The sequence below is a fragment of the Ureibacillus sp. GCM10028918 genome (assembly GCF_042666115.1).
Lineage (GTDB): Bacteria > Bacillota > Bacilli > Bacillales_A > Planococcaceae > Ureibacillus.
On the sequence record NZ_JBHTFK010000005.1, the window covers coordinates 548300 to 571537 of the forward strand.

The window sequence follows — 23238 nt, forward strand, 5'->3', positions numbered from 1 at the left end:
TATATCATTAAATTTATTGTATGACAGTATCATTTTTCTGGTTGAAAGAAGAGAAAAACCCCCACTTGTTCGTAGGGGCAGGTCCTATGCAATCATTCTATAGATGTTAAGAAGAACGATTGTTACGCCACGTTCAATGAAGTTTAATAATAAAATTCCGATGATTGGTGAAAAATCAATCATTCCAATTGGCGGAATAAATTTTCTAAAGAAGCCTAAATACGGTTCACATAATTTAGCTAACAAACGGCCAATTGACGATTCTTGAGCAGCCGGAACCCAAGACATTAAGATGTAAGCGATCAGCATAAACGAGTAAATCGAGAATGCTATTGAAATCACAGATATAAATGATAACATTTAAATTGATAACCCTCTCTAAATTTAGATTCCCCTGAATTGGCAGGAGTAATTAATACGTAAGCTAGTTGATAATCTCATATGTACTCTCAAGACAGAGGGTAACTCCATCCCTAAAAGGAATGAAGTTAGTATTCCTCAGAAAAGTAATTGGAAATCTCCCCGGATACCTCTACATTTTCTGGCGTACATAAAAATATATCAGTACCTATTCTTTGAATATCTCCACCTAATGCATAAACAGTTCCACTTAAGAAATCGATAATACGAATCCCTGCTTCACGGTCAATTCTTTGTAGATTCACAATAATCGCTCGTTTACTTTTTAAATGCTCGGAAATATCCTGTGCCTCCGCATAGACACGTGGCTCAACAATTACAACTTTTGAATTTTTCAAAGCATTTGCAGCTTGTAAGCTTACCACATTACGAGGTGGTTGTGCTGTTGGAGCTTCAACTTGCACTACTTTTCTTTCCTTTTTAGTGCGTGACTTTGCTGCCGGTTGCTCTTTTGGAAGATTTACTGAATTTTGGGCTTGCACTTCAACTGTTTCTTCATCTTCTTCTAAGTAAAAGAAATTTTTGATTTTATTTTTCATGCTCATCTAATATCCCTCATTTCTATCCAACAAGAGCTGTTCCAATTCTTACAAATGTTGCACCCTCTTCTACTGCAATTTCGTAGTCATTAGACATACCCATTGAAAGCTCGTCACAAGGTGCAAATGGCAAGTTCAGCTTAACAATTTCTTGTTGTAGATTTTTCAATTCACGAAATACGTTTCGAATCGTGTCTTCATCTTCTGTATTTGGAGCCATTGTCATTAAGCCTACGATACAAATATTTTCAAATTGGGCTAGACTTTCGATAAATGGTATTACTTCTTCTTTCATAAGCCCATGCTTTGACTCTTCTCCCGAAACATTTGCCTGTACAAAACAATTAATCGTTTTTTGTGCTCGCTTATTTATTTCTTCAGCTAAACTAAAACGATCTAAGGAATGGAGATAATCAAGTTCATTGATTACTTGTTTCACTTTTCTTGATTGCAGGGATCCAATATAATGCCATGTTGCTCTATTATTAATTTCGCTTTTTTTAGTTAATAATCCTTCTGGTCGATTTTCACCTAGATGAATTAATCCAGCTTCAATCGCTTCAAAAGCTCTTTCAGTAGAAACCTGTTTTGTAACAGCAATTACCGTCACTTCTTCTTGTTTTGCATTGGAACGATTTTTTGCTTGTTCTATCTTTTCATTTATGCTTTGTAAGTTTTCTAGTATCTTTGCCAATTTAAACCCAACTTTACAATAATAGTTTCTTTCATTGTATCAATCTACATGCCAATTTTCAATGCATAGCAACTCCCATTAAGGAAGTTCTCTTACTAAGATGACATCTTTTCCTACTACGAGTACATCACTAATCGGAACTTTTCTCACTTGTTCTTCATTTTGCATAAAGGACATAAACTTTTTGGGTTCAGAAACTAAAAATGCAACAATATTTCCTGACTTTTCATCTACTTCGGCGTCCACAATATACCCTATAAAACGGCCATTTCCAGCTTCGATAATTTCCTTCTGCTGCACATCGGAAAAACGCAAATATGATCTCCTTTCGTATACATAATCACCACATTCTACTCTTTAATAACACTTATGCTTGGGTAAGCGAAATTTATACTTACAGAAATAAAAAATGCCTATATTGAATAAACTTGGTGGTCAACTATACTTTGATTATCGGAGCGTTCTCTCATGGACAAGATGCCTTGTTCTCCATACAAGCAGTTTGAGTCAATTTCTAGTGGTAGATATAAACTATAAAAAGAGTAAGTTAGTTCGGTATGATAACTTCAAAAGGCAAATAAAAACGCACTTAAATTAAGTGCGCTGCATGTTTTATCCTAATTTATAGTCTTTTTGCATTGTCTCAATTGCATTTTTTTCCAATCGTGAGATTTGTGCTTGAGAAATGCCGAGTGATTTTGCAATTTCAGTTTGTGTTTCGCCGTAATAGAATCGTTTAGAGAGAATCATTTGCTGTCTTTCATCTAACTTTTGCATACTTTCTTTTACGCTAACGTACGCTACCCATTGTTCTTCAGATACATCATCATCTCTTAATTGATCCATAATATAAACGGCATCGCCGCCATCTGAATAAATTGGTTCTTGTAATGATAAGGGATCCTGAATTGCATCTAACGCATACAAAACATCTTCCTTCTTCATTTCAATAGCTTCTGCCAATTGTTCAATTGTCGGTTCATGCAGATTTTCAGAAATAAACTTTTCCTTTGCTTGCATTGCTTTATAGGCAATATCTCGCAAGGATCTGGATACACGTAATGCATGATGATCACGCAAATGCCTTCTAATCTCGCCAATGATCATTGGTACAGCATATGTTGAAAATCGAACATTATGCTTAAGGTCAAAATGATCAATAGCTTTTAATAAACCGATACAACCTACTTGGAATAGGTCATCTGCTTGTTCGCCTCGATAAGAAAACCTACCGACAATACTTAAAACAAGCCTTAAATTACAAATTACCAGTTCATCTCTTACCCATTCTTCTCCTGCTTGTAAGCGAACGAACAGCGCTCTCATCTCTTCATGTTTTAGCACTGGCAAAGAAGCAGTATCTACACCACAAAGTTCTACTTTAGTACGAACCATCTTCTTTTCCTCCGAACTGTCTTTTTTTTCCCCGCATTTACTGTTGTAAAAACCAAAGGAATAAACAGCCAGTAAATGCTTGAATTTCTATGTGCACAGCCAATAGCGCAAAAAGTGTGACACTGACTGTTAAAACCACAAATGTGGTCTTTAACTTTCTAAAAGTAATTTTGAAGAAAGCTTCACATATATCTCTGAACTGTTTTTTAAGTTTGTCCGGAATAAAAAAGAATATGCACAAAAATTTCGTCCAATTTCATCCAATCAAATCGAAAAGCGGAGAACGCCCGTTAGCTCCGAATACGACTGGAGAGGCTGACAAAAGAGTGCTCTTTACCCTTTTTAGGCAGCACCGAAGTTGATTGAGGAGCTGGCGTTCGCAGCTGGACATCAAAAAGCGGAGCTGCTCTTTAGCTCCGCTTCAAAGTAATCATCAATTTTATATTTAAGAAATAGGTTGATTTAAATGTTCTCGTAAATCTAAAATAATTTTCTTTTCTAAACGTGAAATATAGGATTGAGATATCCCTAAATGGTCTGCCACTTCTTTTTGTGTCATTTCCTGCTTGCCATTTAAACCAAATCGACATTCCATAATATAGCGTTCACGTTCACTTAACCCATTTATGGCTTGGAACATATGCTGTCTTTCAATCTTTTTCTCAACATCATTCATGATTATTTGTTCTTCCGTCCCAAGAATGTCTGAAAGGAGCAGTTCATTTCCATCCGGATCTGAATTCAATGGCTCATCTAATGATACCTCTCCCTTCATACGGCTTGTCTTTCTTAAATGCATTAAAATTTCGTTTTCAATACATCTAGAAGCATAAGTCGCTAACTTTATATTTTTTTCAGTATTAAATGTTTCGATTGCTTTTATTAAGCCAATCGATCCAATGCTTATTAAATCTTCTATTGGTGTTCCTGTGTTATCAAACCGTCTTGCAATATAGACAACAAGACGAAGATTTCTCTCAATTAATGTATCTCTTGCTCTCAAATCACCATTCATAAAGGCTTCAATAACTGTCATCTCTTCTTCTCTAGTTAATGGTACTGGCAATGAATCGTGCCCTCCTATATAGTACGTTCCTTTAAGTCGAAACTTACTCCAAATTTTTCTAAATAGGTCAATTATTTTATTAAACAATCATTTTCCCCCTTTATGCGTAAATTTGATTAAGTGACTATCCATAGCAGAAATTTCTATCGGCTAATGGAAGGCGGCTGATTTGGCGCATGCGGACTTACCTCTCCTACACTTTCCTCACTTTACTCATCACTTAGGAAGGAGATTTAGTACCCTTTTAATGCAGGTGCAAGTTTTCAAAGTGTTTTACTACTTTTGAAAAAAACATAGTAGTTTATAGTGCCAAAACATGAAGAATCATTTGTGCGTCTTGTGGGTACCTCGCATCTTGTTTAGTAAAAACAATATACTGTTCAACGATTTCTTTCGCAGTTGTACCACTTAGTTTTAACTTATCAAACCGGAAGGCAAGTACGGTGGACCGTTCTTGTTGGACAGTCGATAGCGTCAATACCCTCACCTTTGGATAAACATACGCAGGAAACATCTTTAGTTGATAAGGATTCTTTTCATCCCATTCCAGCAACGCTTTATGGAAGTCTTCCGGTAAATTCTTTGACACTGCCGAATATGAAAGAAAATGAACCGGTTTTCCACTCATGGGTTCCGTACATTCATTTCCCGTGTCTATAAATCCTTTTAAACTATATGTTTTTTTAAATAATTCGAGGTCACAATCAACGACAAATGAATGTTGAATCTTTGCTTGCATCATACTTCTCCATTTTGAATGGATCGCTGTTAATCCTATAATTGCAATTGCTGTACATAAGATAAAAAATGTAACTTCAGATTGATTTAATAAAAAGGGCAGTAAGCTTGTTAACACGCCTCCTAGAAAGAAGGTAGTTATAAAAAGTACAGTGCCTTGCTTTAACAACGCCTGGAGTTTAAAGGAAAATGCTAGTCCAATTAGTACGAAAAAACTAAGTAAGGCTCCAATTAATGTCTGGTAGAAAATGCTTGCAATCAGACCACTACAAAACGCACTAAGTAGCAACCTACTCCTTTTCACATACAATCCCGTTATTTCTTGCGTAAATTTTAATAAAAAATAGTTAAATAACGTATTGTATAGTACGAGTAATTCTCCAATCATTTCAGCGTCCTCCTGTTAATAGAGTAACACCCTGCGACTTCGGAAAATGTCAAACCGTCGTATAAATATGAATTTTCTTTTTGACAATATTTTTTAAAAAATGCAGTTATTTGACACAATATGTAGAAATTTTTCGGCGTTATATGATGATAGTAGGAAGGTAAATAGTATGAATTAGATATTGTCTTGAAAGAGCGTACATTGTCATAAAGATTCTAATAAAGTATTTTTTGGTGAGCGGGCTAAGCACAAAAGCCGTAGAACCAACTTGTTGTTGTCTCTACGACTTTTCTTAGTGCTTTGTATAGGCCCGCTCACAATAAGTTGCTCCTTCTAAAGCTCCTGGTTAGATTCGACAGCTTACGGGGTAGGCTGCATTTTATGGATTGGACAACTTTCTACATATTATCCTTAAAATAGTTGATTAAATAATTTTAAAAGTTTCTAATTCAGTATTTTTGGTGGGTGAGCGAGCTAATATAAGGTTGAATTGTGACACTTCTACTATTTAATCATCTCTGATTTTTCTAATTAGAACCTAGATTATGACACTTCTATTCTCAATCATCTCTGATTTGTCTAATTAGAGCCTGGATTGTGACACTTCTACTCTCAATCATCTCTGTTCTGTCTAAATAGAGCCTAGATCGTGAAACTTCCTTCTTCAATCAACTTGATTTGTTCAAAGGCTAGTATTGTCTACACTTCTACTCCAATCTTCCCTTCTTTACCGCCACTTAAAGTTTTTTTCGAAAATCAATAATAATTTTTCAGTGGCCTCGACTTGTCTGCGCTTACTTAATGATCCTCCCGTTCACAACAGTTGCTCCTTCTAAAGCTTCCAGATAATTACGCAACTTACATAGTGACGAAGGGGTCACAATGAGAATAACTTTCTATCTTCTAACTTCAACTTATTACACAAACTTTTTAGTAATTCAAAAAAGAAGCCATCTCAACTTTATGAGACGGCTTCTTTTTATGTCGAATTTTATCTTACTTGGGCGTACTATCGATTACGGCGGTTTCGTAGGAATGTTGGAATTTCTAATACATCATCTTGCTGTTGATGTTGCACTTGTCTTTGTGGTTCTTGTTGTACTGGTTGCTCTTGTACACGCTCACGCATCGGTGCTTGTGGTTGAGCCTGAGCTTGTCCACCTCGCATCGTTCCCATTGGGCGATTGCTTTGTTGGCGTTGTGGTTGAGTTAAGATATCATCAGAGAAACCTGTGGCAATGACAGTTACAATAATTTCATCATTTAAGTTTTCATTAATTACCGAACCGAAGATCATATTTACCTCTTCATCCGAAGCTGATGCAACAATATCTGCTGCTTCTTGTACTTCAAATAGGCTTAAATTTGATCCGCCTGTAATATTCATGATTACACCTTTTGCCCCGTCAATCGAAGTTTCAAGTAATGGACTTGAAATCGCCTTTTTCGCAGCTTCAGTCGCACGGTTTTCACCAGTAGCAATACCGATTCCCATTAACGCAGACCCTTTATCGGACATAATCGTTTTAACGTCTGCAAAGTCAAGGTTGATTAGTCCAGGCGTTGCGATTAAGTCAGAGATACCTTGTACCCCTTGACGAAGTACATTATCTGCTTCACGGAAAGCTTCAAGCATTGGTGTGCTTTTATCAACAATCTGTAATAATTTATCATTTGGAATAACAATTAGTGTATCAACAGCTTCTTTCATTGCTGAAATACCGCCAATTGCTTGGGTTTGGCGTTTACGGCCTTCAAATGAGAATGGGCGTGTTACTACACCAACAGTCAAGGCTCCTAAGTCACGAGCAATTGAAGCGATAACTGGTGCTGCACCCGTTCCAGTGCCTCCACCCATACCAGCAGTTACGAAAACCATATCTGCTCCACGAAGAACTTCTTCAATTTGCTCCCGGCTTTCTTCTGCCGCTTTTTTACCTACTTCAGGGTTTGCACCTGCTCCAAGACCTCTTGTCAGCTTATTCCCAATCTGCAATCTATATTCTGCTTTTGATAGATTTAATGCTTGTGCATCAGTATTTACAGCGATGAAATCAACACCTTGTACTCCATGCTCAATCATTCTATTAACTGCATTATTACCGCCACCGCCGACACCAATGACCTTGATGTTAGCTAGCTGGTCTATATTCGTATCAAATTCTAACATAGTTTCTCCTCCTGCTACCTAATCTCGAATTATTATTCAAAGAACTTATCAAAAAGTTTTTTAGCTTTATTGATTACGCTTGTTTTGTTTGTATTGCTGTTTTCTTTTTCCACTGCATTAGATGTTTTTTTGGGCGGCGTTGTTCCCGCACTAACTGTTGCATATGCAGGTGTCTGGATTGGACCTCTACCATAAAAATCATCTTCTGAATGTGCATAACGTATTAAACCTACAGCGGTTGTATAAGCCGATTCACGAACTCCAATATAGTCTGGAGTATAAATTCTTACACGTGTTTGCATAACTTGACGAGCAAGTTGTGCAATTCCCTCAAGTTGAGCAACACCACCTGTAAGGACTACTCCACCAGGTAAATCGCGAACTCCTAAACGAGCTAACTCATCTAAAACTAGTTCGAATAATTCTTCAAGACGGACACCGATAATTTCTGAGATGAATTTTTGGCTATATTGATCCATTGAATCTGTGCCAGAAACTGGTACTTCAAAGATTTCATCGTCTGATGCATCTTCATAAAAAGCATGTCCAAACTGTTTTTTTATCACTTCGGCTTGTTCAGTAGGTGTTTTAAGAACAATTGATAAATCTTTAGTTATATGTTCGCCACCAACAGGGATAACCCCTGTTCGTGTTAGTAGACCTTCTTCAAAAACTGCAACTGTTGTGGAACCTCCTCCTAAATCGATAAAGGCTGTTCCCTGGTTTTTCTCGTCTTCCGTTAAAGCAAAGAATCCAGATGCTAATGGTTGTAAATAGATTTCTCTTATTTGCAAACCAGCCCGTTCAACACACCGTAATACGTTATGAACTAACGTCTTTGAAGTTGTAATCATTGTAGCATCCATTTCTAAACGAATACCAATCATACCTCGTGGATCTTTAATTTCATCTAGATTATCAACTATAAATTGACGAGGGATTATATTTACTAGCTCTCTCTCGGGTGGAATTGACATTACTTGTGCGGATTCAATTACTCTGTCTAAATCTTCATCAGTTATTTCACGATTTTCGCTATTTACAGCTACTACACCTTTTACTGGTTGAAGTGTTGTTTGATTTGCAGGTATACCTAAAACTACTTCGTTTATTTTAATTCCTGTCATACGTTCTGCTTGTTCGACTGCTTTTTTTATGGATTGTACAGTAGCATCTATATCAACGATTGCGCCTTTACGTATACCGTTAGATTTTACATTACCAACACCAATTACGTGCAATTGGTTATCTGTAATCTCTCCTATCAAAACTTTAATAGAAGATGAACCTATGTCTAGTGATATATATATATCCTGGTGATTCATCATTCCGCACCTCCTTCGTTTCCTACTATTTTTTATTCTATTGTAATTCCTAAGTAATGTCTAAATAAATTCATGTACAAGATTTAATTTTACAGCTATTATACTGCATTTTCATCCTTTTTTATATGTCTCTCTTCCCATTTTGATATCAAAATTCGTCGAATGACTGCTATATTTTGGAATAGTCGGACTCCAAAGGCAAAAATGGCAGCCAAATAGAGGTCAACACCTAAGTGAACACCCAAAAATGCTAATCCGGCTGCAAGTGCAATATTAAAGAAAAAACCAGACACAAACACTTTATCATCATACACTTGTTGTAGATTTGCACGAATCCCGCCAAATAAAGTATCCAACGCTGCTAATACAGCAATTGATAGATAATTTTCATATATAGCAGGGATTTGGATATCGGTTAACAATCCTAAACTCAAGCCTAATATTAATCCTAATAATGGTAACCACATAGTTAATCCCCTTCGTCGTTTTCAACTAAGTAATCTGTTGATAATGGTCTGTCAATTTCTGTAATGGGTATATTTTTTTGTGCCTCATTTATACTCAGGTTTAAATTATCCAGGTAAAAATCGTCCCTAAAAGGTGAAGCATACAAATAACCATATAGCTTTTCTGCCTTTTCGAAGGTTTCAGTAATAATTTTAATCTTAATGTTTGTTTCATCAATTGGAACGCTATTAACTGTTGTTGCACCATTGATATCTCGAATCGCTGAAGTGTGTGTAAGACGCTGCCCATCAATTTCAACATAAAGGCCATCATAACGGTAAATTTCATTTACCAATCGAATTAATAAATCAGGTGAAATGGGTTCGATCTCATATCCAAATTGTACTAATTCCATGGCAGGAGTAATATTAAGTACTAGTCCCGGCCCATTGACGGATAATAAGCCAATTTCACGTTTAAGATCATCCACCGTATTATTTAATAAAACAGCTTGACTTTCAGCATCGTCATCCTCATATTGCTCAATAATATCATTATAATTTGCTATTTCAGATAACAACTCTGAGTGATGTTCTTTTTCTACAGATAATTCCTGCCTAATAGCCCAAATATCTCGTGTGTCCCTTGTCGTAGGATTTTGAACTGTATTATATTGAACAGCAATCATAAGGCCTACAATAAATGAGATAACTGTTATTTGGGTAACGATTCTTTTCGTCATTGGTTCCCCTCCTAGACGCTCTAGGCTTGTCCGCGAATAATATTATGTTTCATCACCGATTGTGGACATCTGAATCAGATCTTTTTCCTCAATTGTTACAACAATATTATCACTCAGTAATTGGTCAAATACTCCCCCGACAATTTTTAAAGAAGATATAAGTGTTTTTGAATCTCCTACTGCTTCTATCACGAATGGCGCCGGGTATTGTTTTCCATCTATTGTAATAACAGGACCATTACATCTGATATATGAATTCGATTTTAACCTTTGTCCATTTATTGAAAGGCTTTCAGCTCCTGAAATCTTCAACTCATTGATTACAGATAAAACATGGCTTTCGTGCACAATATATTCATTAGGATTTGTTGAATTCGGATTATATTCATTGTCTTTTAAAGTAACTTGAATTCCTGGTCCTTGCGCAGGAATTTCCCCAAGCATTAGTCGCAATTTCTCGGCTTCTTCAATTAAATGCTCATATTCCTCTTCATTTTGTGCAAAGGATTTTTCATATTCTCTCAGTTGCTCCTGTAAATCTTGCAATTCCTCTGCTAATTCTTTATTTCTTTCCTGTTGATGAATTAGATCTTCTCGATACGATTCCTCTTGTTCTGAGTAGGTACTAATCTGTTGATTTTTTGTCAATTTATATGAGTAACCGATAATAAATCCAGTTACGATGCATACAATTAGTATGATGAGCTGCTTTCTTGTAAATTTGCCGTTTTTTTTACTCCGAAGTGGTTTCTTCATCATCCATCACTTCCTGTTCTTCGATAACTGCTTCACCTGATTCATCGATGTTAAAGTCAAATTGTGCATATTCATCCTGATAGGATTTGTAATATGAACCTACTTCGATATCAATTATTCCTTTTTCATTTGAGCCAGCACTTTCAATTTGCGCTACAATGGAAGGATAATAATTTAACTTTTCAGCTAAAGTTGTTACTTCAGCCCGTACCTCGTATCCATCATTCATAAACAGGGTAATTGCATACGGATCCGCGCTGCTGGGAGTTGAATTTATTTGAGAGATTAACGATAAAACCGTTGAATCTAACTTTGCCAGTTCTTCTAATAATCTTTTTCTCAATTTTTCATCTTCAAACTCCAAAAATAACGGAGCATCAATTGGCTCTAGACTACTGGCTTCTTTAAAAATATCTCCATTTTCTAACATAGGGTATAGCTCATTTTCAACGGATATGTATGCTACCTTTTCCCATTCTTTAACTTCAATCTGAACGGTCGTTAACCATTTTCTTTTTACCGAAACATCCTTCACCCAATGATCTTCACTTATTTTGTCTTGTATATCCGTTACTTTAAATCCCCACATCGAATCTCCCGTATGTAAAGCAGATTGTTCTTTATAAACATCCGCGTCTACTAGCTCGGCACCAATAACTTCGACATTTTGGATCTCGCTATACGGAGATTGAAAGTAGAGGAGTAAAAATAATGTTACCAAGAATAGTACAATTAAGAAGATAAATTTAAAATTGGTTCTTTTTCTTCTTTTTTCTCTTAAGGTCGGGATCCGTTCTTCGATATCAATTACTTTATCCATAATTTTTACTCCTCCTCTCCTCCACTTTTTCGTTGATCCATCCATATTATAAAGAACTTACGTCGTGTCGGATTGATTTGCAAAGCTAATAATAATGGCCACAACAAACCAAATAATCATCAGTGACGTACCACCATAACTTATGAATGGCAAAGTTACTCCTGTGACAGGAATCAACCCAATAACAACTCCGATATTCAATGCAGCTTGGAATCCTACCATTCCAACTAACGCGGATATGGCATAAAAATCAGAGCTTTTCAGTGATTGAATGGCCAGTCCACATCCAGAATAAATAAAAACAGCAAAGAGGGCTAACACAACACAGCCGCCCAAAAAGCCAATTTCTTCTAAAATAATAGAGAAGATGAAATCATTTTGGGGCTCTGGCAAATATAAAAACTTTTGTCGACTTTCTTGGAAACCATGTCCCAGCAGCCCTGCTGGTCCAATCGCCAATAATGATTGTACCGCTTGGAAACCACTTACTAATGGATCGGCCCAAGGATTGATAAAAGCTTCAATTCGCTTCAAGCGATAGGGTGCTGATGCTATTAAAGCGACCAAGCCTACTATCCCAAGCACAATGAAACCTACATATAATTTGATTGGGTATTTTGCAATGAATAGCAAAATGAATGCCGCCACAACTAAAATGAACACGGACCCAAAATCAGGCTGCAGCATGATTAACCCACACGGAATGATAATAATTAAAAAATGCTTAATTTGCACAACGCGTTCATCATTTCTTACTTTGCTAAGTAAAAAACTTAAATACATTAAAGTTGTAATTTTAACGAGCTCCGCTGGTTGGATTGTTAACGGACCAAGTCCAATCCAGCTCTGTGAACCGTTTCGTTCAAGACCGATACCAGGGATTAGAACCAGGATTAATAACAGCAAAGAGAAAACATAGAGTACAATCCAGGTCTTTTCCTGTGTAAATATTGGCATATTTGCAACAGTTAGAAATACGACTATAGCTAAAATCAAGTAAATACTTTGTTTTATATAGAAGGGCAGTTCATCCTCATAATGAATTGAACTCCAATATGTACCGGCAGAATAAATGAAAATGATTCCAATTAACGACAGCAGGATTGCAGAAATAATGAAGAGCCTCTTATACGTAAACTTCAGCTAAGGCATCCTTTCTTCTTAAATACTCAAAAAGTACAGTGCATAGAGGTTTACTCCTAACACACGAATTAACCATTCTGTCATTTGCAGGATTAATATTAAAGTCTAAAATACTCTAATCCACTATCAAAGCCATTAAAGCTTCATCACAGCGTCTATGAATAAATCGCCCCGAATCTCAAAGCTTTTGTACTGATCCCAGCTTGCACATGCAGGAGATAATAAAATCACATCCCCGCTTTCGGAAATAGAAGCCGCTTTTGTCACAGCATCTTCAACATTCTCAGCTAATACAGTTTCTTCTACTTCACATGACTTCGCAAATTCAATAAATCTTTCCCCGGTTTGCCCAAATGCTACTACGCTTTTTACATTCCTCATTGATGACCGCAGCTCTTCAAAGGAGTGGCCACGATCTAACCCCCCCGCCAGTAAGACAGTCGGTTGTGAAAAAGCTTCTAAAGCAACTTTTGTGGCTAAACAGTTGGTTGCTTTAGAGTCATTGTAAATTTTTCGCCCGTTCCAATCACGAACAAACTGCGTACGGTGTCGGACTCCCGTAAATGTTTTTAATACTTCTTCCAGCGCTTCTTTATCACAACCGTACAAAATACACGCAGCAAGTGCAGCTAAAATATTTTCTAAATTATGTTTCCCGGGTAATGCAATATTTAATCTTTCTAAAAATGCTTCACCCTTCCAATAAATCATAGTGTCATCTGCACTGATTCCTTCATTGGTACGTCCATTTGAGCTAAAAGGAATTTTTTGCGCATTCGATTTGGCAGCATATTCCTTCACAATCTCTTGATCGGCATTATAGATGAACCAATCTGTCTCATCTTGGTTTTTGGTAATGTTAAATTTCGCCTCTGCGTAGTCCTCAAATGTACCATGGTAATCTAAGTGGGCATCATAAAGGTTCGTTAAAATGGCAATCTTAGGCTTAAACTCTTTTATCCCCATCAATTGGAATGAGGATAGCTCTGTAACAATTATATTTTCTTTCGTTGCACTAGCAGCAACGCCACATGCAACGGTTCCAATATTCCCGGCAATCAATGGATTTTTCCCACCATTATTTAACATTTCAAATAATAAAGTTGTAGTCGTCGTCTTACCATTTGTACCTGTAATCCCGATAATTGGCGCTTCACTTACTAAATAAGCTAGTTCTACTTCAGTTATCACTTGCAGGCCTCGTTTTACTGCATCATCCACGATTGGATTTGTGTATGGGATACCTGGATTTTTAACAAGCAATTCAAATCCTTCATCTAGTAAATCCTCGGGATGTCGTCCACAAATGACGGTTATCCCTTTTTCTAAAAGGTTTTGTGCCTGTGAATTCTCATCAAAGGGCTTTGAATCATTCACAGTAACGAATGCGCCTAATTGATGGAGCAGCTCTGCTGCTGCTACACCACTTTTCGCCAAACCTAGTACTAAGACTTTTTTATGCTGTAAATTTGTGTACTCAATCATAGCAATGCCTCCGATACTACTGCAATTAACGCAACAACTAGTGCTGTTGACCAAAAGACGCCTACAACCTTGCGCTCAGACCATCCAGACAACTCAAAATGGTGATGGATGGGACTCATTTTAAAAATACGTTTTCCGCGTAATTTAAAACTTGCTACTTGTAAGATAACCGATAATGTTTCGATTACAAAAACTAATCCAATAAGCAATAAAAGCAATTCCGCTTTTACAAGGATGGACACAAGGGCAAGGGATCCACCTAAAGCTAGGGATCCCGTATCTCCCATAAATACCTTTGCTGGGTTTGCATTGAAAATTAAAAATCCTAAAAGTGCACCGGTTACTGCAAAAGCAAATAAGGCTACATCGGCTTGTTCGTTATATAATGCGATAACTCCGAATGCCGTAAACGCAATTGATGCTGTGCCAGCTACTAGCCCATCTAATCCATCCGTTAAGTTTACAGCATTTGAGAAGCCAACCAACCAAAAAATTAAAAAACCTACATATAAGATTCCTAGGTCAATCGACCAATCAGTGAACGGTACACTAATCGATGTATCAAAAGAACCAAGTCGCAATAATAGAAATGCGGCAATCGAGATAATAATTTGACCGATTAGTTTTTGCAATGATGTTAATCCTAAATTACGTTTGAAAATTACTTTAATCCCGTCATCTAAAAATCCAATCAAACCAAATCCAGCTAAGACTAGTATGATCACGACAGACTGAGTCGTAAATATGTCAGACATATTTCCAACAATTACCGTTGTAGCAATTATCGAGATTAAAAAAATTATGCCCCCCATAGTTGGAGTTCCAGCCTTTTTCATATGTGATTGCGGGCCTTCTTCCCGAATGCTCTGTCCGAATTTCATTCGGCGAAGTAACGGGATGAATATTGGTGCCAAAACCACAGAAACGATAAATGAAATTGCTAGAATGGTTATTGTTGTTGTGATTGTCATGTTAGATCTCCTCTAATTTCTGTTCATTCTTCTTTAGTACTACTCTAAAATTTATGTTTAGCATTTAAACTAAGAAGTTAATAATTAATTTTTTCCATCTAAATAAAGATGTATTGTCCCATCTTGTTCAAGAATATTTTCTGGTTCAGGCAATTGTGCTTTTACAGTCGTGCCTTCTCCATGTACCTCTATTTTAAATGGATACTGCAATTTTGCTAATTCATCCACAGAATAGCCAACTAAATTAGGTACGCGGTCAGTTATTGGGTCTCCCCAACGATATTGTTTTTCCATCTGTCCTTCACGGTCTACTTCTATCCCGACTGTTGGTGCAATATCCTCAATTATTTGACCAACGATTGGTGCAGCAATTGTACTTCCAAAAACAGTTGCGCTTTTCGGATTGTCGATTGCCACATAAACGACCACTTCCGGCTTATCTGCAGGAGCAAATCCAATAAATGATACGATATATTCACCATCTTTATATCGACCATCCACTGCTTTTTGTGCTGTTCCTGTTTTTCCGCCAATTCGAAGACCATCACGAAATGCTTGTCTACCAGAACCATTTGCAACAACTGATTCCAAAGCATTTCGAACTTCTGCAGATGTCTCTTCACTTATTACCGTTCTTTTCATTTCGGGCTTATTTTCAGTAATGATTTTACCAGTTTCTGAGTCAACGACTTTTGAAACTACATATGGTGTAAATAATTTCCCGCCGTTTACTGCAGCCGCCACAGCTGTAACCTGTTGAATTGGTGTAACAGCAATCCCTTGACCAAAGGAGGTTGTTGCGTGTTCAACCGGACCAAAAGCTTCTTTAGAAAAAAGAATTCCTGAGGCTTCCCCTGGAATGTTTGACCCAGTAGGTTCACCAAAGCCGAAATCTTTTATATATTGTAGAAGCTTATCAGCTCCAACTCGCTGTCCAAGCTCGATAAAGCCTGGATTACAGGAATTTTCTACAACTTGCAAAAAGGTTTCTTGTCCATGTCCCTCACGCTTCCAACAACGAAGGCGTGTATCTTCTACCATTGTATACCCCTTGTCAAAGAAGGTATCTTTTTCTAAGTCTACAACTTTTTCTTCAAGTGCTGCACTAAGTGTAATAATTTTAAATGTTGATCCTGGCTCATAGGTCATCCAAACAGGTAGATTGCGGTTATAGATTGATTGATCTACTTCAGAAAAGTTAGCAGGATCATATGTAGGATAAGATGATAATCCTAATATCTCACCAGTATTAACATTCATTGCGATTGCTAATGCTTGATCCGCATCATATTTTTCCATAGCCTGCGATAATTCTCTTTCCACTACCTTTTGGACTTCCAAATCAATCGTTAACTCAACAGTTGCACCTTGATCTCCCTCACGCCATTCATCATCCACATGTGGCAAGGAATTCCCTTGCGCATCAGTATAGAGTCGAATCGCCGCCTCTTTAGAAGTTAAAACCTTGTTATATTGATATTCAATTCCAGCAAGGCCTTGTGTATCATATCCTGTAAATCCGATAAATCGGGATAGTAGATTCCCATAAGGATAATGTCGAACATAATCCACACCACTATACAGCCCGTCAATTTTTAGACTTTGGATTTCCACAGCTTGTTCATACGTAATATTTTTAGCTTCTGGTGCAAGTTTTACTAAATAAGTACGTTTATTCATTTTCTCAAACAATTTTTCTGCATCAAGGTCTAATACGGAAGCGATTTGTTTTGCAGCTTCTTCAATATTATCATTTTGTGCTGGCATAAAATAAAGAGTTGGGGCCAATTTATTTGTTACTATGACTTCCCCTTTGCGGTCTACGATTTCGCCTCTTTCCGAGGCAAATGGAATTTCCCTGTCCCAGTTTTCTTTTGCTAGTTCAGTTAGCTCATCATGCTGAATGACTTGTACATAGAATAAGCGAATAACTACAGCTATACCAAAAAGAATAAAACCATAAACAATTAACTTTAAGCGATTTTTTGAAATGGTTGAAATCCACTTCATATAATATTCACACCTCGTTTTTAACAAAGTATGAATTAAAAACGAGTTCTATTCGGATGCTTTTATCAAATTATTCTTGCTTATGTTTTCAACCCGCCATTTGATAGGAGCCCGGCATTTGCTGAATGAAGTTAATCTTGCGGTAATTCTTCTCCCTCAGCAGATGTTTCTTCAACCGGAGTAGTGGAATATGTTTCTTCAGGTGTCCTTAATTGCACAACGATCGGGGACCCTTCGCCGATTACAGTATCGGCGGAAACACTTTGACTTTCAACATAACCTTCCCCTACTATTTCAATCGACAACCCAGACATCATCTTATAAACAAGCAGATTTCTTAATGACCAATTTTTAAATGACGGTAAAGTAACGGAGCCTTGCGTTTTCAAAAAGACAATACTACCCTTTGTAATCGATAAATCTTTTTCAGGATATTGAGATAGTATTTTACCGCCTTCTCCAATAACAACAGGTGTAACCCCTTCATTCACTAAGTCCAATTGAACATTTTCAGCATTTTCGCCAACATAATCCTTCATCGTTGTTGTCTCTGCTTCTGCGACGTCTTCCGGATTGATATTTAGATATTTTAAACTATTTTGCATAACAGAAGTGAACACTTCTGAAACAGGTGCAGAACCAACCTCTGTTGCCTCTAGTCTAGGTTGTTTTACCGCAACATAGACAATTAATTGCGGGTTATCTGCAGGAGCCATTCCTAAAAACGAATATAGATAATTATTTTTGTTTCCAGTCAAGTATCTTCCTGACCCATCCGCTCTTGGTATATACGCTGTTCCAGTTTTCCCAGCTACATCATAGCCCTCAATAGCAAAACTTTTAGCGGTACCATCTTCTGCAGTTACAGTAGAAGCCAAAATCTCTCGAACTTGTTTTGCTGTTTCTTTAGATACTGGATTCCCTTTCACCGTTGGCTTTTCGTCCTTAATTACTTCGCCAGTAGTAGAATCTACTATTTTATCAATTACATATGGTTGCATCATTTCACCATCGTTTGCAATTGCTGTCATTGCTTGAACAAGCTGAATAGGTGTAACAGTAGAACCTTGTCCATAAGATGTTGTGACATAGTTTATCGGCCAATTCGTCAACAATGTACCTGAAGCTTCACCAGGTAAGTCGATACCTGTTTTTTCACCGAACCCAAATTTTTTAAAATAATCTATTAATCTATCATTCCCGATATACTCTAGCATATTAGCCATAGCTGTGTTCGATGACCTTTGGAATCCTTCTAAATACGTAATCTGCCCCCAACCTCTTTGGTTATGGTCTCGAATAGTATCTCCAAGCAGCGTATAAGAACCTGATTGATAGTAAGCGTTTGGATGCCAATTATTCGTTTCAATCGCTGTTGCTAGAGTAAAAGTTTTCATGGTAGAACCAGGTTCAATTACTGACTCAATGATGTCATTATTCCATGAATCAAGCCCGTCTCTAGTATCCGGATCGAAGGTTGGCCGCTGTGACATCGCTAAAATCTCTCCAGATTTTGGGTCGGCTACAACTGCTATCATCGCTTCGGGATTGTATTCTTTATAGACATTTGTCATTGACTCTTCTAAGAAGTTTTGAATTGTCTTATCTAGTGTTAAATAGATGTCATCCCCATTTTCCGCAGGTTTCACCATCTTCTCGCTATTTGGAAGTAAGTATCCGAATATATCACTATCATATTGCAATGAACCATCTACACCTGTTAATTCTTTATTATACGTATACTCCAATCCCATTTTTCCAACGGTTTTAAAGTTGCCATCTTTTTGCTCTTCCTTTAATGCAAAGCCGATTAAATGTGAAGCAAAGGGACCATTAGGATAATACCTTTTAGAATCACTTGCAAAAATAATTCCGTCAAGACCTTCTTCTTTTATGGCCGTCATCGTTTCATGACTAATACTGCGCCCCGCCACTCCGAATTCTACTTGATATGGCGTTCTTCCATCACTTAATTTTTTCGTTAAGATACTATAAATCTCAGACTCTTCCATCGAAATATATTTTGCAAGTACTTTAGCAGTTTCTTCTGGGTTTTGTACATGTCTAGGTTCGTCTTTGTCTGTCGTTGCTTCGGGATTTACAACGGCTATTAGTCGATAACTTAATGTATCTTCTGCAATGACACCTCCATTACGGTCAAGAATCTTACCGCGTTCAGCTGATAAGACCGCTTCTTTTCCATAGAGTGCAGCTGCTCTAGCTTCTAACTGTTGTCCTTTAACTTCACCGGTTGACTGAATATAAAAGATGCGGATAAATAATGCAAAAAAGAGCCCTCCATAAATAACTAGCATTAGAAAGGCTCCCCATTGGAATCGAAATCTCTTTTTTTTCATTCTCCCGGCACTACCTTCACATTTTTCTCATTAAGTGTTAAACCGAGTTCTTTTGCTTTCTCCCAAATTCTTTCATAGGTTGACAGCTCACTTACTTGAACTTTTAAATTCACATTTTGTTTTTCGATTTCTGTGATTTCTGATTCAATCTGTTGTATTTGCATGGTCGTTTGCTGAATTGAACTTTGTTTATGTAGTATTGTAACTGCTAGAACTGCAACCATGACAACGAAAGCTATATAGAGCATTTTTTCTTTGGGCGTAATGAACGATTTCTTTCTTTTACTACTTTGTTGTTTAATTTGTTGTTGTTGTTCAGGCTTTACTGGTTGTCCAATATAAGCATTTTGCCTAGCACGTACTGCCATTTACCCTCTTCCTTTCTCGTTAATTTTCTCGGCAATTCTTAGTTTTGCTGAACGTGAACGGTTATTTATTTCTAACTCCTCTTCTGTTGGCACTATTGGCTTTCTTGTAATAAGTTTTAATATAGGCTTGTACTCATCCGGAATTACTGGGAATCCTGGTGGTAATTCTGGAAGTGATGAAGCCTCTTTAAAAATCGATTTGGTTAGACGGTCCTCTAACGAATGGAATGTGATGACACTAATTCGCCCGCCAATCTTTAACAACTCAACTGCGTCGACTAATGAATCTTCCGCAGCACCCAATTCATCATTAACCGCAATTCGAATAGCTTGAAATACTCTTTTTGCCGGGTGACCACCCTTTCTCCGAGCAGGAGCAGGTATGCCTTCTTTAATCAGTTCAACCAGTTGCCCTGTTGTTTCAATTGGTGCGTTCTTTCTTGCTTCCTCAATTTTACGTGCAATCTGCTTTGAGAATTTTTCTTCCCCATAGCGGAAAAAAATACGTACTAAATCTTCATAAGCCCATTCATTCACTACATGAAAAGCAGAAAGCGGTGCTGTTTGGTCCATACGCATATCTAAAGGTGCATCATGATGATAACTAAATCCGCGCTCTGGTGTATCTAATTGTGGAGAAGAAACACCCAAGTCATATAAAATACCATCAATTTTTTGAATATTAAGTTTCTGCAACTCTTCTTTAACATTACGGAAATTCGAATGAACGAATATCACACGATCTAAATAATCTACTAATCGTACTTTTGCATTTTCTATTGCTGTCGTATCTTGGTCGAAACAAATGAGTCGACCTTCTGATGATAATTGCTGTACTAAGTATTCGCTATGCCCAGCGCCACCTAATGTACAATCCACATAAATCCCTTGTGGATTGATGTTCAGTCCATCAACAGTTTCTTTTAATAATACGGTTGTATGATCGAACATTAACCATTACTCCTTCTTGGCGCATACTTAACTAGAAGTCAAAGCCAATTAAATTTTCTGCTATTTCATTAAAAGAATTTTCAGCATCGTTGAAATAAGATTCCCAAGATTCTTTAGCCCAAATCTCAATTTTACTTGATACACCTAACACTACACATTCTTTTTCAAGCTTTGCGTAAGCAGTTAATGTCGATGGGATATTAATTCTCCCTTGCTTATCTATTTCAACTTCTGTTGCTCCAGAAAAGAAGAACCTTGCAAAAGCACGGGCATCTTTTTTTGTCATGGGCAATTCTTTTAATTTTTCTTCGAGTTTTCGCCATTCATTCATAGGATATCCAAATAGACAGTTATCAAGTCCGCGTGTAATAACAAAAGTATTTCCTAGGTCCTCACGAAATTTGGAAGGTATAATTAGGCGCCCTTTTGCATCAACGGAATGTTGATATTCTCCCATGAACATGCTACTCACCCCACTTTAGTAAATAATGTACCACATTCCCCCACTTTCCTCCACATTTTTAAAGAGATTGTTAACTACTTTTTACAATTTGTGTATATAGTACTTTTCTACACTTCTACTCATGTGAAATTTGGCACAAAAAAGGAAGTCGTCTCTATTTGAGACGACTTCCTTTTTCTGAACCCAAAGCTCTACATACCGGGCTTCCAACGCTATATTAGGTATAATGACCCACCAACATTAAACTCGCACTACAATTATTACAGAAGGATTACATAGTGCTTATTTGCAATTTCCAATGGAAGTGAACATAAATCCTCTATTAGAGTAGGTCCATAATGATTCATATATTGGAAAGGATTATAAACGCGCTCTTGCAGACTTTCATTTGGATAGATTTCGAGTTGCATCATATCAAATTGACGAATTGTTTTATCATGCTTTATGAGTACTTGCTGTTCAATCTTTTTACTTAAATACTTAAACTGCTTTTCATGATATTTTATATTGTTTTCAACTAAAGATTGCAGTTCAAGTTGCTGTGTTTTTAAGTGAGCATCCAACTTTTTATACTGCTCTTTCACGGCATGATTTAACTCTTCAAGCTGTTGTTTTGCTTCCGAATCCTGCACATTGTCAATATATTGCGCTTTTAATGATTGTGCTTTTCCACTCATAATGTCTAGAATCGATAATTGGTATGTAGCAAGGAGCTGTTCTATTTTTCGTTCTAACAGAGTAATGTTCAACCTTGGTGCCAAAATAGGCATTTGTAGATCTAGAACTTTGAAGGCATCCTTTAAGGTCGCCCAATAAGCTAGTTCACCTGGACCGCCAACAAAAGCTAATACCGGAATCGTCATCTCTTGCATAAGAGGTCTCGTTACCACATTATTACTTAACTTTTCTGGATTGTTTTTGGCAACCTCTAATAGTTCTTCCCTAGTTAATGTAATAAACCCACTGGCATCTTGATAAGATTGCTCTTCATTTCTTTGTAATAAAAATCGTTCGCCTTCTTGCACGTAAAAGAGATTTGCATTCTCTTCACTGGCATCTATTGGAGAACCAAACCCTTCCCTATCCAAAAGTTGTTCCTTTTCAACAACAACTTTTGCAATTTCCTCGTTTAGCTCGATTATCTTAACAAAGAAATCTGATTCAAGTTTTCTAAAGGGCTCAAAAGCGGCGTCAATCATTAACAAACCTTCAGTCTTGAACAATTCATTCATTAAACGGGCAAAAAAGTCAGTAAAAGTTTGACTTTGTTCCAATTGATTGATACAGCTTTTATATAATGTTTGGGTATATTCTGTCTCACCATAGTCTTTGAAAATTGTACCGATTAAACTTTTCAATTTTTCTTTTTGAATGTTCGTTGTTGAAGCCATCGTTTTCAATTTAGAACGCTCACTATATACACGTTTCTTGATAGTACCGCTATCAACCGTAAAGGTATGATTGATTTCATCTAGATCATGGTCTTCCCCTGCAATCCAGAAAATAGGAACAATTTTTTCTCCTAGCTTTTCACTCTGCTCCTTTGCCAACAGAATGACTGAAATGGCTTTGTGAACAGAATACAATGGACCAGTTAAAATCCCTGCTTGTTGACCTCCGACTATAGCAACTGATCCATTTGCCAGAGCAGTTAAATTATCTTCTACTTTATCGGAAATACCAATTGGTTCCATAAATTGACGAATAATACTACTTAACTCTTTATTATAATAATGCTTTGATTTTAAGTAATTATAGCGAGTTTTAAATGCTTCATCATTATACTTATACTCAAAAAATGAAAGTAATTCTTCACTACCCGACCAATAATCAGCTAGTAATTTATTATTAACTGGTATTTCAATATGCTCCAGCCTCATAAAAAAATCTCCTCTACTCTACGAACAGTTTTCTGCATTGTTCTAATTTCTATCTATCCTGAAGTTTTCATCACATTCCTTATTGTAAAGTATCGAACTTCTACTTCAAA

Annotated in this window: 22 protein-coding genes; all 22 read right to left on the reverse strand. The window is 36.9% G+C overall.

What is annotated here, in order from left to right; all coding sequences use genetic code 11:
- Window positions 1-84: 84 nt before the first annotated feature.
- Window positions 85-360: a YggT family protein gene (locus tag ACFQU5_RS05855; RefSeq protein WP_390285689.1), complete on the reverse strand. Its 276-nt coding sequence runs from the start codon at window positions 358-360 to the stop codon at window positions 85-87.
- Window positions 361-488: 128 nt separating this feature from the next.
- Complete coding sequence (locus tag ACFQU5_RS05860) at window positions 489-965, reverse strand: cell division protein SepF (RefSeq protein WP_390285691.1); 477 nt, start codon at window positions 963-965, stop codon at window positions 489-491.
- A 16-nt stretch (window positions 966-981) separates the two neighbouring features.
- Window positions 982-1653, reverse strand: a complete 672-nt coding sequence (locus ACFQU5_RS05865) for a YggS family pyridoxal phosphate-dependent enzyme (protein WP_390285693.1) — start codon at window positions 1651-1653, stop codon at window positions 982-984.
- 78 nt (window positions 1654-1731) lie between these two features.
- Window positions 1732-1968, reverse strand: coding sequence for a PRC-barrel domain-containing protein (locus ACFQU5_RS05870; RefSeq protein ID WP_390285695.1), 237 nt, complete (start codon window positions 1966-1968; stop codon window positions 1732-1734).
- A 297-nt stretch (window positions 1969-2265) separates the two neighbouring features.
- Window positions 2266-3048: an RNA polymerase sporulation sigma factor SigG gene (gene sigG, locus ACFQU5_RS05875; RefSeq protein ID WP_036202775.1), complete on the reverse strand. Its 783-nt coding sequence runs from the start codon at window positions 3046-3048 to the stop codon at window positions 2266-2268.
- A gap of 445 nt (window positions 3049-3493) precedes the next feature.
- Window positions 3494-4201 (reverse strand): RNA polymerase sporulation sigma factor SigE, encoded by a 708-nt coding sequence (gene sigE / locus ACFQU5_RS05880; protein ID WP_036202769.1) that lies wholly within the window; start codon window positions 4199-4201, stop codon window positions 3494-3496.
- Window positions 4202-4415: 214 nt separating this feature from the next.
- Window positions 4416-5240, reverse strand: a complete 825-nt coding sequence (locus tag ACFQU5_RS05885; protein WP_390285698.1) for a sigma-E processing peptidase SpoIIGA — start codon at window positions 5238-5240, stop codon at window positions 4416-4418.
- A gap of 1009 nt (window positions 5241-6249) precedes the next feature.
- A complete protein-coding gene (ftsZ, locus tag ACFQU5_RS05890; RefSeq protein ID WP_390285700.1) occupies window positions 6250-7410 on the reverse strand; it encodes a cell division protein FtsZ in 1161 nt (386 codons plus the stop codon).
- A gap of 32 nt (window positions 7411-7442) precedes the next feature.
- On the reverse strand, window positions 7443-8735 hold the full coding sequence (gene ftsA, locus ACFQU5_RS05895; RefSeq protein ID WP_390286530.1) for a cell division protein FtsA: 1293 nt from the start codon (window positions 8733-8735) through the stop codon (window positions 7443-7445).
- 98 nt (window positions 8736-8833) lie between these two features.
- Window positions 8834-9202, reverse strand: coding sequence for a small basic family protein (locus ACFQU5_RS05900; RefSeq protein WP_390285702.1), 369 nt, complete (start codon window positions 9200-9202; stop codon window positions 8834-8836).
- Window positions 9203-9204: 2 nt separating this feature from the next.
- On the reverse strand, window positions 9205-9924 hold the full coding sequence (locus tag ACFQU5_RS05905; protein ID WP_390285704.1) for a DUF881 domain-containing protein: 720 nt from the start codon (window positions 9922-9924) through the stop codon (window positions 9205-9207).
- A 42-nt stretch (window positions 9925-9966) separates the two neighbouring features.
- Entirely contained in the window at window positions 9967-10680 is a 714-nt protein-coding gene (locus tag ACFQU5_RS05910; protein WP_390286532.1) for a DUF881 domain-containing protein, read from the reverse strand.
- Window positions 10658-11500, reverse strand: coding sequence for a cell division protein FtsQ/DivIB (locus ACFQU5_RS05915; protein WP_390285706.1), 843 nt, complete (start codon window positions 11498-11500; stop codon window positions 10658-10660). The genes ACFQU5_RS05910 and ACFQU5_RS05915 overlap by 23 nt, the downstream gene beginning before the upstream one ends.
- 57 nt (window positions 11501-11557) lie before the next feature.
- On the reverse strand, window positions 11558-12643 hold the full coding sequence (locus ACFQU5_RS05920) for an FtsW/RodA/SpoVE family cell cycle protein (RefSeq protein WP_390286534.1): 1086 nt from the start codon (window positions 12641-12643) through the stop codon (window positions 11558-11560).
- 135 nt (window positions 12644-12778) lie between these two features.
- Window positions 12779-14128, reverse strand: coding sequence for a UDP-N-acetylmuramoyl-L-alanine--D-glutamate ligase (gene murD / locus ACFQU5_RS05925; protein ID WP_390285708.1), 1350 nt, complete (start codon window positions 14126-14128; stop codon window positions 12779-12781).
- Window positions 14125-15099 (reverse strand): phospho-N-acetylmuramoyl-pentapeptide-transferase, encoded by a 975-nt coding sequence (gene mraY / locus ACFQU5_RS05930; protein WP_390285710.1) that lies wholly within the window; start codon window positions 15097-15099, stop codon window positions 14125-14127. The genes murD and mraY overlap by 4 nt, the downstream gene beginning before the upstream one ends.
- 84 nt (window positions 15100-15183) lie before the next feature.
- Window positions 15184-17109 carry a stage V sporulation protein D gene (locus ACFQU5_RS05935; RefSeq protein ID WP_390285712.1) on the reverse strand — a complete coding sequence of 642 codons (1926 nt, stop codon included), beginning with the start codon at window positions 17107-17109 and terminating at the stop codon, window positions 15184-15186.
- A 131-nt stretch (window positions 17110-17240) separates the two neighbouring features.
- Entirely contained in the window at window positions 17241-19466 is a 2226-nt protein-coding gene (locus tag ACFQU5_RS05940) for a penicillin-binding protein (RefSeq protein WP_486395094.1), read from the reverse strand.
- Complete coding sequence (gene ftsL, locus ACFQU5_RS05945; protein WP_390285716.1) at window positions 19463-19834, reverse strand: cell division protein FtsL; 372 nt, start codon at window positions 19832-19834, stop codon at window positions 19463-19465. Before ftsL ends, ACFQU5_RS05940 begins: the two co-directional genes overlap by 4 nt.
- The gene (gene rsmH / locus ACFQU5_RS05950) at window positions 19835-20785 is read right to left on the reverse strand and encodes a 16S rRNA (cytosine(1402)-N(4))-methyltransferase RsmH (protein ID WP_390285718.1); all 951 of its coding nucleotides are present in this window, start codon (window positions 20783-20785) and stop codon (window positions 19835-19837) included.
- 31 nt (window positions 20786-20816) lie between these two features.
- Window positions 20817-21248, reverse strand: coding sequence for a division/cell wall cluster transcriptional repressor MraZ (gene mraZ / locus ACFQU5_RS05955; protein ID WP_390285720.1), 432 nt, complete (start codon window positions 21246-21248; stop codon window positions 20817-20819).
- Between the two features lie 260 nt (window positions 21249-21508).
- Entirely contained in the window at window positions 21509-23128 is a 1620-nt protein-coding gene (gene bshC / locus ACFQU5_RS05960; RefSeq protein ID WP_390285722.1) for a bacillithiol biosynthesis cysteine-adding enzyme BshC, read from the reverse strand.
- Between the last annotated feature and the right edge of the window lie 110 nt (window positions 23129-23238).